Genomic DNA, 12,421 nt, shown 5'->3' on the forward strand with positions numbered 1-12,421 from the left:
CAAAAGCACTGCGTTCTTTTGTCAAATGCTGTAATCCTTTTCAGGAGGAAATGTATGCGAAAAGTGGCGATCGTGGGGGCGGGGCAGGCGGGCTTGCAACTGGCGCACGGCCTGTTGCAAAAGGGCTTCAGCGTGACGCTGGTGTCGGACCGCACGCCGGAGCAGTTCGAGCAGGGGCGCGTGCTGAGTACCCAGTGCATTTTCGGCGATGGCCTGGACACCGAGCGCAGGCTGGGCCTGAACCACTGGGAAGGCCAAGGGGGCGAGGTAGAGACGTTCTCCGTGAACGTGGCCCATCCCGGCGTGCCGGGGGAACGGCTGATGCACTTCTCGTCGCCGCTGGAATTTCACGGTCACGCCGTCGATCAACGCGTGAAATTCGCCGGGTGGCTGCGGGCTTTTCAGGAAGCGGGCGGGACGGTCGTCATGCAGGCCGCCACGCCGGAAAGTGTGGATGACCTGGCCGCCACCCACGACCTCACCCTCATTTCTGCCGGGAAGGGCGACCTGGGGAAACTGTTCCGGAAGAACCCGGAACGCACGCCCTACGACGCGCCGCAGCGCCAGTGCAGCCTGGTGTACGTCAGGAATGCCGCGCCGCGCGAGAACGGCCAGGGGGTATCGGCCAACCTGATCCCCGGCGCCGGCGAGATTTTTATTATTCCGGGCCTGACCCAGGACGAGCAGGGCCGCCCACTCTCTTACGACTCCCTGCTGTTCGAGGCGATTCCCGGCGGCCCGATGGACATTTTCCGCGACGTGAAAGACCCGCAGGAACTCACCGCGAAACTCAAGGACTACATTCAGCAGTTCATTCCGTGGGAAGCGGAGCGCCTGAAGGACGCCGAACTGACCGACGCACAGGCGTGGCTGATGGGCGGCGTGAAACCCGAGGTGCGCTTTCCCGTTGCCACCCTGCCCAGCGGGCGCCCGGTCATGGGCCTGGGCGACACGGTGATCGTGAACGACCCGATTACCGGGCAGGGTTCCGGCACCGCTGCCAAGGCGGCCGACCACTACCTGACGCGCATTCTGGAACGCGGCGACCAGCCGTTCGACGAAGCGTGGATGACGCAGACCTTCGAGGACTTCTACAACGATTACGCGCAGTTCACGTGCATGTGGACGAACGCCATGCTGGCCCCGCCTCCCGAGCACGTTCTGAACTATTTCGGCGCGGCCCAGAATGTCCCCAGTCTGGCTGGCCTCTTTTGCAACGCGTTCAACCGCCCCAGAACCCTGTTCCCGTGGCTGGGTGACCCACAGGCCGCCGCCGACCTCGTGGCCGAGCACACCGCCAGGGCGCAGGCGAACGCTTAACAGACGTCAAACCCGGCCCCCCCCTTTCACTGACCTCATCCGACCACCGCTCTTTTCTCGCCACAGGAGGCAACATCATGGATCTGACCGCAGGAATCACGAAAGCTGGAGAGAGCATCACGGGCGAAGAGTGGCGCATCCTGGGCCACATCTACCACGCCAAGCACGAGTGCGACAGCAGTTTCAGCTTCGAGACCTACGACCCGGCAGGGACGTTCGTGCCGCCGCACATTCACACCACGCAGGACGAATTCATTTACGTGCTGGAAGGCAGATTCGACCTGTATCTGGACGGCCAGTGGATGCAGGCGCACCCCGGCGACCTGGTTCGCATGCCCAAAGGGGTGCCGCACGGGTACTACAACAAGACCGATAAGCCCAGCCGCGCCCTGTTCTGGGTCAGTCCCGCCGGGAAGCTCAAGAACCTGTTCGAGCAGCTTCACGACCTGACCGACCCGGATGAAGTCGTGAAACGCAGCGCCGCGCACGATGTGGATTTCCTGCCCCCTGACGCCGTGAAAGGCGGATAAAACACCCAGGGCAGAGGGTGTGGAGGTGTTCAGCCTCTATACTTTCTGCCCCTCCACAACAGCAGAACCACTTTGAGACACACTTTTTAAGAGAGGAGTTCTTGATGACCACAACGACGCCCACCCTTCAGACTCTTCACCCGCCGGACTGGGCCAAGGCCAGGGGGTTCTCGAACGGCGTGGCGGCGCGCGGCACGCTGGTGTTCACGGCGGGCATGATCGGCTGGAATGCCCAGCAGCAGTTCGAGTCGGACGACTTCGTGCAGCAGACGAAACTGGCCCTGCAAAACGTCCTGGCAGTGGTGCAGCAGGCAGGCGGCGGGCCACAGCACATCGTGCGCCTGACCTGGTTCATCACGAACCGGGACGCGTACCTGGCGCACCAGAAGGAACTGGGCGCCGCGTACCGCGAGGTGCTGGGCCGCCACTTTCCCACCATGTCCGTGGTGGCCGTGACCGCCCTGATGGAAGAGCGCGCCCAGGTCGAAATCGAAGGCACCGCCGTCATTCCGGATTAACTCCGCTTCACGCCAGGGGATGGGAAGGCCCTCCCACCCATGTTTTTTCACTCACCCCCGCCTCAAGCCTGCTCAAGGAGACCGCCATGCATAAGATTCTGAAACTGACCGCCCTGACCGCCCTGCTCTCCACGTCCGCACTGGCACAGGGCAGCGTGAAAATCGGCTTCGTCAGCACCCTGTCCGGCCCCGGCAGTGGCCTGGGCGTGGACGCCCGCGACGGCTTCAACCTGGCGCTGAGGCACCTGGGGAACAAGTTCGGTGGGCTGAACGTGGACGTGAGCTTCAGTGACGACAAACAGGACGCCGACACGGCGCGCCAGGCGGTGGAGAAGGCCATCAAGCGCGACAAGGTGGACTTCCTGACCGGGATTATCTTCAGTAACCTGATGCTGGCGGTCGGGGACACCATTTTCGACAGCAAGACGCCGTATGTCAGCCTGAACGCCGGCCCCAGCCAGTACGCCGGCAAGGACTGCAACCCTTACTTCTACAACGTGGCGTGGCAGAACGACAACCTGCACGAGGCCATGGGCAAATACGTCCAGTCGCGCAAGTTCGACGGCGTGTACCTGCTGGCTCCCAACTACCCCGCCGGCAAGGACGCGCTGACCGGGTTCAAACGCTTCTACAAGGGCAAGGTGGCGGCCGAGATGTACACCAAGGTGAACCAGCTGGACTTCGCCGCCGAGATCGCGCAGATTCGCGCCGCCCGGCCCAGGGCCGTGTACACCTTCCAGCCCGGCGGAAGCGGCATCAACTTCATCAAGCAGTACGCTGAGGCCGGCCTGCTGAAGGAAATTCCGCTGTTCCTGCCCGGTTTCAGCGCCGACGCGGACGTCATCAAGGCCGTCGGGCCCAGCATGGTGGGCATCTTCAACACCAGCCAGTGGACGCTGGAACTGGCGAACGACACGAACAAGAAATTCGTCGAGGACTTCAGGAAAACGTACAACCGCACCCCCAGCCTGTACGCCGCGCAGGGATACGACGCCGCGCTGCTCATGAACGAGGCCGTGAAAGACCTGAAAGGCAACCTCGGCAACGACGCCGCCATGCGGAAAGCCCTGGAGAATGCCACCTTCACCAGCACGCACGGCCCCTTCAAAATGGGCGCCAACCACTACCCCATTCAGGACATCTACCTGCGCCAGGTGGCCAAGAAAGGCAACGAAGTCGTGAACCGCCAGGTGGGCAAGGTGTTTACCGCGCACGTGGACGCCTACGCCAGGGAATGCAAGATGAAGTAAAGCCCATGAACCGGGCCGCAAGCCTCTAAAAGCTTCCACCTCTTCCCGCCAAAAAGGTGTGGTGCCTCTCCCCACCACACCTCACTTTTGAATCGGAGTTCATCGGTGCCCATTGACCTCATCCTCGAACAACTTCTGAACGGCGTGCAGTTCGGTCTGATGCTGTTTCTGCTGGCGGCCGGCCTCACCCTGATCTTCGGCGTGATGGACCTGATCAACCTCGCGCACGGCAGCCTGTACATGATCGGCGCGTACCTGACCGCCACCTTTGCGCCCAGGGTCGGGTTTTTTCCTGCCGTGGCCCTGGCCATCGTGGGCACCATGCTGATCGGCGCCCTGCTGGAAATGCTGATTATTCGCCGCCTGTACGCCCGCAGCCACCTCACGCAGGTGCTCTCGACGTTTGCCCTCATGCTCATTGCCAACGAGGTCGTGCGGATGCTCTGGGGGGCGCAACCGGTCGCCCTGAGCGCCCCGGAAGCCCTCTCGCAGCCCCTTCAACTGCCCGGCTTCAAGTACAGCGCCTACCGGCTGTTCATCATTGCCGCCGGACTCGGCGTCGGTGCGGGCCTGGCCTACCTCGTGAACCGAACCCGCGTCGGCATGTGGCTGCGCGCCGGGGCCAGCAACCGCGAGATGACCCGCGCCATGGGCGTAAAAATAGGGCCGCTCTACACCCTGATTTTCGCGCTGGGGGCGGGGCTGTGTGCCCTCGCTGGCGCCCTGCTCGGCCCGCTGCTGTCCGTGCAGGTCGGCATGGGCGAGAACATCCTGATCCTGGCCTTCGTCGTCGTCGTCATCGGTGGCATCGGCAGCATCAAAGGGGCCTTCATAGGCTCGCTGCTGGTCGGCATTCTCGACACCGCCGGGCGGGCTTTCCTGCCTGGCTGGCTCAGCGCCCTGGGCAATCCGCAACTGGCCGCCAGCCTCGGCCCCGCGCTGGCCAGCATCGCCATCTATGTCCTGATGGCGGCCGTGCTGTTCTTCAAACCCAGGGGCCTGTTCCCGGCCCGGGGGACGGCGTGAAGCGCAGAGAATGGAGCGTGGGTTGGATTGGGCGGGAAAGTGGGCCATACGCCCCCGCCTCCCGCGAAAGGACGGCGCCATGAAACGCGCCCTGCCTTTTCTTCTGCTGGCGCTGGGCCTGGCCCTGCCATTCATTCTGACGGCGCTCGGGCAGGAGTACTACATTTCGTTCGCGTCGCGCATTCTGGTGGTCGCGCTGGCCGCCAGTGCGCTCAACCTGATTCTGGGGTACGGCGGCCTGGTGAGTTTCGGTCACGCGGCGTACTTCGGGGCGGGGGCCTATGCGGCGGCGCTGCTGGCCGCCAAGGGCGCGGGGTTCCCGGCGCAGTTGCTGGGAGGAACGGGCGTTTCGGCTCTGCTGGCGTTCGCGTTCGGCTGGGGGGCGCTGCGGACTCGTGGGGTGTACTTCATCATGATCACGTTGGCGCTGGCGCAGATGCTGTACTACCTGGCGGTGTCGTCCGCTTCGCTGGGCGGCGAGGATGGCCTGCGCCTCAGCCGCGCCGCGCTGTGGGGCGAGGTGACGCTGGGAGACGACCGGGCCATGTACTACACGGCGCTTGTTTTCCTGACGCTGGGCCTGTTCGTGATCTGGCGCGTGGTTCACAGCCGCTTTGGCGAGGTGGTGCAGGCCGCCCGCGACAACGAGACGCGCACGCTGGCGCTGGGCTATCCGGTGCGGCAGGTGCAGCTGGTGAACTTCGTGATCGGCGGGGCGCTGGCGGGCCTGGCCGGCGTCCTGATGACGCAGCTCAGCGGGTTTGCCAACCCCAGTCTGCTGTCGTGGCACCAGTCGGGTCAGTTCATGATGATGGTCATTCTGGGCGGCGTGGGTTCCTTCTGGGCAGGGCTGCTGGGCACGGTGGTGCTGCTGGGCCTGGAGGAATACCTCGGCGAAATCACCGAGCGCTGGCCCCTCTTCGTGGGGTTGATTCTGCTGGGCGTGATGCTGTTCGTGCCGAAAGGTCTGGGCAGTCTGGGCACACTCTTTAACCGTAAGAAAGGGGTGACGCCGTGAGATGGCATCCATTCCATTTCGCCAAAAGTGGGAAAGCTCCACTTCTGGCTGCATTTCACGAAGGCCATCTTTGCTCTTTCTCCCTCTGGTCGGATTCCAGGCCCCACGATTGGGGCTTTCCATCGGAGGTTATATGAGCCTCGTCGCCGAGAACCTCGTGAAGAATTTCGGGGCGCTGGCCGCCACGCAGAACGTCAATTTGCGCGTCGAGGGCAGCGGCGTTCACGCGCTGATCGGGCCGAACGGGGCGGGCAAAACCACCCTGGTGAACCTGCTGTCCGGCGCCTTGACCCCCTCGTCCGGGCGGGTGCTGCTGGACGGGCAGGACGTGAGCCGCGTGGACATGCCGGGCCGCGTGGCGCGCGGCCTGTCGCGCACCTACCAGATCACCAGCATTTACCCGGACTGGACGGTGGAACGCAACATCGCCCTGAGCGTTCAGGGCCGCAGCGGTTCCTCCTTCCGTTTCTGGCAACCCGTCGCGCACGAGCGGAACCTGTACCGTCAGGCCGCCGACATTGCCGAGGAAGTCGGTCTGACCTCGCGCCTCCATCAGCCGGCCTCGGCGCTGTCTCACGGCGAGCGCAAGCAACTGGACGTGGCGCTGGCCCTCGCCAGCCAGCCGCGCTTCCTGCTGATGGACGAACCCATGGCGGGCTTGGGCCACGAGGAAAGCGGGCAGATGGTGCAGCTCATCCGGCGCATCGCTGCCACGCGCTCCGTCCTGCTGATCGAGCATGACATGGACGCAGTGTTCTCGCTGGCCCGCGACGTGAGCGTGCTGGTGTACGGGCAGATCATCGCCAGTGGCACGCCGGACGCCATCAAGAACGACCCGGAAGTGCAGAAAGCTTACCTGGGGGACGACCATGCGGCCTGAGTCGGCATCACCTGAGTCTGGGCCACCTGAGTCTGCGCTGCTGGAAGTCACCGACCTGCACGGCGGGTACGGCAGCGCCAGAGTCCTGCACGGCCTTTCGTTCCGCGTCGGCAAAGGCGAAACGCACGCCCTGCTGGGCCGCAACGGCATGGGCAAAACCACCACCGTCCGCACCCTCATGGGGCTGAATGCCGCGCGTTCAGGACGCATTCTGTTCGACGGGCAGGACATGACCAAGCTCTCGCCGGAAGCCGTCGTGGCGCGCGGGCTGGCGGTCGTGCCGGAAGGCCGGCAGGTGTTCCCGAACCTCAGCGTCGAAGAACACCTGATTGCCTTTCACCTGAAGCGCCACGGCAACCACTGGACACCGGGGCGTGTCTACGAGCTGTTCCCCCGCCTGCACGAACGCCGTCACCATGGAGGGCAGCAACTCTCGGGCGGCGAACAGCAGATGCTGGCGATTGGCCGGGCGCTGATCACCAACCCGAAGCTCCTGATTCTGGATGAAGCCACCGAGGGCCTGGCTCCGCTCATGCGCGAGGAAGTGTGGCGTTGCCTCACCCTGCTGCGGGAAAGCGGGCAGAGCATCCTGGTGATCGACAAGTACGTGCGCCGCCTGATGACCCTGGCCGACCAGCACACCATCCTGGAACGCGGGCAGGTCGTGTGGCAGGGCAACAGTGCCCAGCTGGAAGCCGACAAAACCGCCTGGGAGTACCTGAGCGTGTAGAGCCGTGAACCCGGTGTCCTGCCAGAAATGACGTTCAGCCCCTCCCCTCAGACCCTTTGACGGAAATCCGACGAGAATCCAATGACTGACCCACATCAAAACCTGTTTGACCCTGCGGTGAACACGGAGTACATGCCGTCTCAGAGCGTGCCCAACGCGCGGGAGTATTTCGGGGCGTGGGCGCGGGACAGTGCTGCCCTGCGTGAACAGCACCCGCCGCAGGAACTGGCTTACGGCCACGGCGAGCATGAGCGCCTGGACGTGTTTGAACCCGTGGGCGAGGCGCGGGCGACCCTGCTGTTCATTCACGGCGGGTACTGGAAAGCGTTCTACAAAGATCACTTCTCTTATGTGGGCGCGCCACTTCTGCGGGAGGGCGTGCGCGTGGCGGTCATGAGTTACGACCTTGCGCCGGGGGTGACGCTGCGGCAGATCGTGCGGCAGGCGCGTGAAGCGGCCTCGCTGGTAGCCCAGTCGTATCCAGGCCCGCTGTTCGTTTCCGGGCACTCGGCGGGCGGCCACCTGACGGCCATGATTCACTGCACCGACTGGCCGGCCGAAGGACTGCCTGCGCCGCAACTGGCGGGCAGCATCGGCATCAGCGGCCTGTACGACCTGCTGCCCCTGCGTCTCACCGAACTGCAACCGGACTTGAACCTCAGTGAAGACGAGGCCCGTGCCCTCAGCCCTATCAGCCACCCGCCCACCAGCCCGGCCCCGTTCATCGTGGCGGTCGGCGCCCTGGAGTCCAAGTCTTTCCACGACCAGAGCGGCAAGCTCACTGCGGCCTGGCCCACCGTCGCCTCCCCGCCCAACGACCTGCCTGGACGCCACCACTTCGACGCCCCGGACGACCTGCTGACGCTACTCCAACCGTTGCTCGACCGCCTGAATCCTGAGCCTCTTGACCCTTAATTCCCTGGCCTGACCAGCCCGAAGGAGTGCCATGTTCGATGAATTCAAAGTGAATGACCTGCTGCAACCCGATGAACGCCTGGTGCGCGAGTCGATCCGTTCCTACTGTGACGAGGAACTCATGCCCCAGATCGCCGACTGGTGGGATTCCGGAGATTTTCCTGTCAAGGACGTGATGAAGCAGTTTGGCAGCATGGGCCTGCTCGGCCCGACCATTGCCGAGGAATACGGCGGCGCGGGCGCATCCTACAGTGCCTACGGCGCGATGATGTACGAACTGGAGCGCGTGGACAGCGGTCTGCGCAGCGCGGCGAGCGTGCAGGGCAGCCTGGTGATGTTTCCCATCCATGAATTCGGCAGCGAGGAGCAGAAGAAGAAATGGCTGCCCGGGCTGGCTGCGGGCGAGTTGATCGGTTGCTTCGGCCTGACCGAACCCGACGGCGGCTCCGACCCCGGCGCCATGCGTACCCGCGCCCGCAAGGACGGGGATTCCTACGTGCTGAACGGGAATAAAATGTGGATCACCAACAGCCCGGTGGCGGACGTGGCGGTGGTATGGGCCAAGGACGATGACGGCGTGATTCGCGGTTTTATCGTTCCCACCGATACGCCGGGGTTCAGCGCCCCGAAAATTCACCGCAAGATGAGCCTGCGGGCCAGCGTGACCGGGGAGATCGTGCTGGAAGACTGCCGCATTCCGGCGCAGAACCTGCTGCCGAAAAGTAATGGGCTGAAAAGCCCGCTGTCGTGCCTGACTTCGGCCCGCTTCGGGATTGCCTGGGGGGCGATCGGGGCGTTGGAAGCGGTCTTGCGCTCAAGCATCGATTACACGACCGACCGCACGACCTTCGGGAAACCCATCGCGGCGCGGCAGCTCATTCAGGACAAACTGGTGCGCATGGCGACCGACCACACCACGGGCCTGCTGCTGGCGTGGCGGCTGGGGCAACTCAAGGACGCCGGTAAGATGAACTTCGCACAGGTCAGCTACGCCAAACGCAACAACGTCCGCGTGGCCCTCAGCGGGGCGCGGCTGGCCCGCGAGATGCACGGCGGAAACGGAATTACCACCGAGTACCCCGTGATCCGCCACATGTTGAACCTGGAAACGGTGGACACCTACGAGGGAACGCACGACATCCACACCCTCATCATCGGGCGGCACCTGACCGGGCAGGGCGCCCTGGAGTAAGGGCACTGGCGTGGCGGGCGCGTAGTTCCCGGAATTCCCGGATGAGGTTGGGTTCGTTGGTCTGAAAGCCCTGCACGCCGCGCAACGCTGCGGGGCCAAGTTCAGTGGGGCCGAGTTCAGCTGGCGCGACGGTCAGGGCGGCCACAGCCCACTCGAACCTGGCCCGTCCGTCATCCGAGTGCTCCAGCCGGGGCAGGTGGCCCAGCAGCCGCTCGATGGCGGCGCCGGTTTCTCCCAGCAGGTGATAGATGCGGGCCATTTTCGCACTGGCCATCAGGGTCAGGCTTTCACTGAACAGGTGCTGGCCGCGCTGGTAAGTTTCCAGGGCGCGTTCCAGCTTGCCCTGGTGCACCTGCGCCACCGCCAGGGAATTGTAAATATATGGGGTCATGCTGAATTCCCCCAGATCCAGGGCCTCACGCGCCAGTTCCTGCGCCTGCGGCGCGAAGCCGGTGGTGTTCAGGTGCCACAGGTAGAAGGTGGTGGCGCCGCACTGCTGGTATCTGGCCGGGTGTCGCCGGGCAGCGTTCAGGGCCAGTTCGTGCCACAGGCGAGCCGTGTGAAAGTCCTGGCGGGTGTCGTACGAACTGGCGATGGTGGCCAGCCACAGTGCCGGGGACTGCCCCCTGGACTGGTGGGCCAGGCCCAGCAGAGCCAGCCGCTCGGCCTGCTCAGCCTGACCGTCCAGGTCAGCCAGGTATGCGGCGGTGTAACACACGTCGGCTAGAGGGGCCGGGGCGCACTCCATGGCCCGCCGGTTGAGCTGTTTGGCCTGCTGATACTCGTCCTGTTCCAGGGCCACGTGAGTCAGCACATCCAGTGCCAGGGCTGCCCCTTCACCTGTTTTCACCAGGGTCAGGGCATCCTGCGCCAGGGTCTGGGCCAAATTTGTTTTGCCCTGTACCAGAGCTTTCATGGCGGCGTCGGCCTGTTCGGCGGCGCGTTGGTCGGCGGGCCTGGCGCGGAGCAGAGGTTCGCTGTGCGGGTCAAAGAGAGCAGTGGCGGGCAGGCAACGCCGCCTCTGCGGCGGGTACAGTTCAGCTTTGCCGGCGGCCCATTCCAGCCAGCGTTCACTGCCGCCGGTGCGCTGGGCAGGCATGAACTCCGGCCAGTCTGCCTCCACCGGGAAAGGCTCGGTGCCGACGTGCAGAACGTCCACCCACACGCGCCCCATATCCAGGTGCAGGGCTCCGCGCTGACTTTGCAGCAGGGGGGCCTCCGCGCCCAGCAGTTGCCGCAGGCGCAGCAAGGCCATGCGCAGGTTGTGCAGTACCTGCGAACTCGAACCGTCCCACAACAGGTCAGCGACCTGCAGGCGGCTTTGCGGGCCGTCCAGCGCCAGTACCGCCAGCAGGCGCAGCACGCGGTCTGGGCAAGGCAGTTTGCGGCCATGCAGGCGCACCTCGGCAGCTCCGCGCAGACGCAATTCCAGGGCGGGCGCGGCAGGGTCAGGCAATGATTGAAGCGGCGTCGAGAACGATTTGGCTGTCATCCCACCCCCTCAGCGGCCCAGAGTTTCTCTTCTTTGAAAAATCCTACAGGAAGTGTGCAACAAAAGAAAAGCCTGCAGGGAAGTTCCCTCCAGGCAGAGCGAAAAGTCAGCCTTTACTCGTGAATGTCAGCCCCGGTTTTGGCCCGCAGTTCGTCCAGGGTTACGTCTGGCGCGAGTTCCACCAGTTTCAGGCCATGCTCGGTCACATCCAGCACGCCCAGATCGGTGATGATGCGGTTTACCACACGCTGGCCGGTCAGCGGCAGGTTGCAGTCTTTCAGGATCTTGTGCGCGTCTCCCTTGGCCACGTGTTCCATCAGCACCACCACGCGCTGCACGCCCGCCACCAGGTCCATTGCGCCGCCCATGCCCTTGACCATCTTGCCGGGAATCATCCAGTTGGCCAGGTCGCCTTTTTCGCTCACCTGCATGGCCCCCAGAATGGCCAGGTTGATCTTGCCGCCGCGAATCATGGCAAACGACTCGGCGCTGGAAAAGAAACTCGCGCCGGGCAGGGCCGTGACCGTCTGCTTGCCGGCATTGATCAGGTCCGGATCGACCTGATCCTCGGTCGGAAAAGGCCCGATGCCCAGCAGGCCGTTCTCGGATTGCAGCATCACAGACACGCCCTCGGGGATGTGGTTGGCGACCAGCGTGGGCAAGCCGATGCCGAGATTCACGTAGTAACCGTCCTGAAGTTCTTTCGCGGCGCGTTGGGCCATCTGGTCACGGTTCCAGGGCATTACAACCTCCAGAGACGCGAAGTCTCCGTCAAGAGAAGGAAAACACCGTTCTTGGGCTTGGCGGCAGTCATGATGACCTGACCGTCCTTTGCTCGATGCGTTTTTCGGGGGCCGCGTTCAGCACGATCCGGTGAACGTAGATGCTGGGTGTGTCGATGCTGTCGGGGTCGAGTGCGCCGACCTCCACGATCTCCTCGACCTCGGCCACCGTGACCCGCCCGCAGGTGGCGACCACCGGATTGAAGTTCTGCGCGGTCTTGCGGTACACCAGGTTACCAGCTTTGTCGGCCTTCCAGGCTTTCACCAGGCTCAGGTCGGCCACGATGCCGCGCTCCAGGATGTACGTCTGACCGTCAAAGTCCTTGTGCTCCTTGCCCTCGGCCACGACCGTGCCGACGCCTGTTTTGGTGTAAAACCCGGGAATGCCCGCGCCGCCGGCCCGCATGCGTTCGGCCAACGTGCCCTGCGGCGTGAATTCCAGTTCCAGTTCGCCGGCCAGGTACTGGCGCTCGAATTCCTTGTTCTCGCCGACGTAACTGCTGATCATTTTGCGGATCTGGCGGGTTTCCAGCAGTTTGCCCAGGCCCCAGCCGTCCACGCCCGCGTTGTTGCTCACGGCGGTCAGGTGGGTGGCGCCGCTGTCATGCAGGGCCTGAATCAGCGCCTCGGGAATGCCGCACAGGCCAAATCCCCCGACGGCCACCGTCTGCCCGTCCTTCACGATGTCCTTCAGCGCCTCGTCGGCGCTCGCGTAAACCTTGTTCATGGTGTCTCCAGTGTAAAGTGCGCGGGCGGCGCGGCGCGGTA

13 protein-coding genes are annotated in these 12,421 nt (G+C 64.3%); 10 read left to right on the forward strand and 3 right to left on the reverse strand.

Annotated features, from left to right (window positions below):
* The first annotated feature begins 54 nt into the window (after positions 1-54).
* The 10 genes from E5Z01_RS06480 (at position 55) to E5Z01_RS06525 (ending at position 9,379) form a co-directional block, all read left to right on the forward strand.
* Positions 55-1,320 carry a styrene monooxygenase/indole monooxygenase family protein gene (locus E5Z01_RS06480; protein ID WP_167757800.1) on the forward strand — a complete coding sequence of 422 codons (1,266 nt, stop codon included), beginning with the start codon at positions 55-57 and terminating at the stop codon, positions 1,318-1,320.
* Positions 1,321-1,397: 77 nt separating this feature from the next.
* The gene (locus E5Z01_RS06485) at positions 1,398-1,850 is read left to right on the forward strand and encodes a cupin domain-containing protein (protein WP_135228625.1); all 453 of its coding nucleotides are present in this window, start codon (positions 1,398-1,400) and stop codon (positions 1,848-1,850) included.
* A 104-nt stretch (positions 1,851-1,954) separates the two neighbouring features.
* Positions 1,955-2,368 (forward strand): RidA family protein, encoded by a 414-nt coding sequence (locus E5Z01_RS06490; protein ID WP_135228626.1) that lies wholly within the window; start codon positions 1,955-1,957, stop codon positions 2,366-2,368.
* A gap of 86 nt (positions 2,369-2,454) precedes the next feature.
* Complete coding sequence (locus E5Z01_RS06495; protein WP_135228627.1) at positions 2,455-3,618, forward strand: ABC transporter substrate-binding protein; 1,164 nt, start codon at positions 2,455-2,457, stop codon at positions 3,616-3,618.
* A gap of 105 nt (positions 3,619-3,723) precedes the next feature.
* On the forward strand, positions 3,724-4,644 hold the full coding sequence (locus tag E5Z01_RS06500; protein ID WP_119767023.1) for a branched-chain amino acid ABC transporter permease: 921 nt from the start codon (positions 3,724-3,726) through the stop codon (positions 4,642-4,644).
* 79 nt (positions 4,645-4,723) lie between these two features.
* Positions 4,724-5,662 (forward strand): branched-chain amino acid ABC transporter permease, encoded by a 939-nt coding sequence (locus E5Z01_RS06505; RefSeq protein ID WP_135228628.1) that lies wholly within the window; start codon positions 4,724-4,726, stop codon positions 5,660-5,662.
* 133 nt (positions 5,663-5,795) lie between these two features.
* Positions 5,796-6,542: an ABC transporter ATP-binding protein gene (locus tag E5Z01_RS06510; RefSeq protein ID WP_119766884.1), complete on the forward strand. Its 747-nt coding sequence runs from the start codon at positions 5,796-5,798 to the stop codon at positions 6,540-6,542.
* Positions 6,532-7,272: an ABC transporter ATP-binding protein gene (locus tag E5Z01_RS06515; RefSeq protein ID WP_135228629.1), complete on the forward strand. Its 741-nt coding sequence runs from the start codon at positions 6,532-6,534 to the stop codon at positions 7,270-7,272. The genes E5Z01_RS06510 and E5Z01_RS06515 overlap by 11 nt, the downstream gene beginning before the upstream one ends.
* Before the next feature lie 81 nt (positions 7,273-7,353).
* A complete protein-coding gene (locus E5Z01_RS06520) occupies positions 7,354-8,187 on the forward strand; it encodes an alpha/beta hydrolase (protein ID WP_135228630.1) in 834 nt (277 codons plus the stop codon).
* 31 nt (positions 8,188-8,218) lie between these two features.
* On the forward strand, positions 8,219-9,379 hold the full coding sequence (locus tag E5Z01_RS06525) for an acyl-CoA dehydrogenase family protein (RefSeq protein ID WP_135228631.1): 1,161 nt from the start codon (positions 8,219-8,221) through the stop codon (positions 9,377-9,379).
* On the opposite strand, the gene E5Z01_RS06530 is transcribed toward E5Z01_RS06525, so the two are convergent.
* From E5Z01_RS06530 to E5Z01_RS06540, 3 genes are all read right to left on the reverse strand, one after another.
* Positions 9,339-10,871: a hypothetical protein gene (locus E5Z01_RS06530; protein ID WP_135228632.1), complete on the reverse strand. Its 1,533-nt coding sequence runs from the start codon at positions 10,869-10,871 to the stop codon at positions 9,339-9,341. The two genes, E5Z01_RS06525 and E5Z01_RS06530, sit on opposite strands and share 41 nt — an antisense overlap.
* A gap of 113 nt (positions 10,872-10,984) precedes the next feature.
* Positions 10,985-11,614, reverse strand: a complete 630-nt coding sequence (locus E5Z01_RS06535) for a CoA transferase subunit B (RefSeq protein WP_119766879.1) — start codon at positions 11,612-11,614, stop codon at positions 10,985-10,987.
* A gap of 67 nt (positions 11,615-11,681) precedes the next feature.
* Complete coding sequence (locus E5Z01_RS06540; RefSeq protein ID WP_135228633.1) at positions 11,682-12,380, reverse strand: CoA transferase subunit A; 699 nt, start codon at positions 12,378-12,380, stop codon at positions 11,682-11,684.
* Positions 12,381-12,421 lie beyond the last annotated feature (41 nt).

It is taken from the genome of Deinococcus fonticola, from assembly GCF_004634215.1.
GTDB classification, from domain to species: domain Bacteria; phylum Deinococcota; class Deinococci; order Deinococcales; family Deinococcaceae; genus Deinococcus; species Deinococcus fonticola.

Coding starts and splice junctions, on each gene's coding strand:
- E5Z01_RS06515 (WP_135228629.1), top strand. CDS start 6,532: ATGCGGCCTGAGTCGGCATCACCTGAGTCTGGGCCACCTGAGTCTGCG.
- E5Z01_RS06525 (WP_135228631.1), top strand. CDS start 8,219: ATGTTCGATGAATTCAAAGTGAATGACCTGCTGCAACCCGATGAACGC.
- E5Z01_RS06505 (WP_135228628.1), top strand. CDS start 4,724: ATGAAACGCGCCCTGCCTTTTCTTCTGCTGGCGCTGGGCCTGGCCCTG.
- E5Z01_RS06530 (WP_135228632.1), bottom strand. CDS start 10,871: ATGACAGCCAAATCGTTCTCGACGCCGCTTCAATCATTGCCTGACCCT.
- E5Z01_RS06520 (WP_135228630.1), top strand. CDS start 7,354: ATGACTGACCCACATCAAAACCTGTTTGACCCTGCGGTGAACACGGAG.
- E5Z01_RS06540 (WP_135228633.1), bottom strand. CDS start 12,380: ATGAACAAGGTTTACGCGAGCGCCGACGAGGCGCTGAAGGACATCGTG.
- E5Z01_RS06495 (WP_135228627.1), top strand. CDS start 2,455: ATGCATAAGATTCTGAAACTGACCGCCCTGACCGCCCTGCTCTCCACG.
- E5Z01_RS06485 (WP_135228625.1), top strand. CDS start 1,398: ATGGATCTGACCGCAGGAATCACGAAAGCTGGAGAGAGCATCACGGGC.
- E5Z01_RS06510 (WP_119766884.1), top strand. CDS start 5,796: ATGAGCCTCGTCGCCGAGAACCTCGTGAAGAATTTCGGGGCGCTGGCC.
- E5Z01_RS06490 (WP_135228626.1), top strand. CDS start 1,955: ATGACCACAACGACGCCCACCCTTCAGACTCTTCACCCGCCGGACTGG.
- E5Z01_RS06535 (WP_119766879.1), bottom strand. CDS start 11,614: ATGCCCTGGAACCGTGACCAGATGGCCCAACGCGCCGCGAAAGAACTT.
- E5Z01_RS06480 (WP_167757800.1), top strand. CDS start 55: ATGCGAAAAGTGGCGATCGTGGGGGCGGGGCAGGCGGGCTTGCAACTG.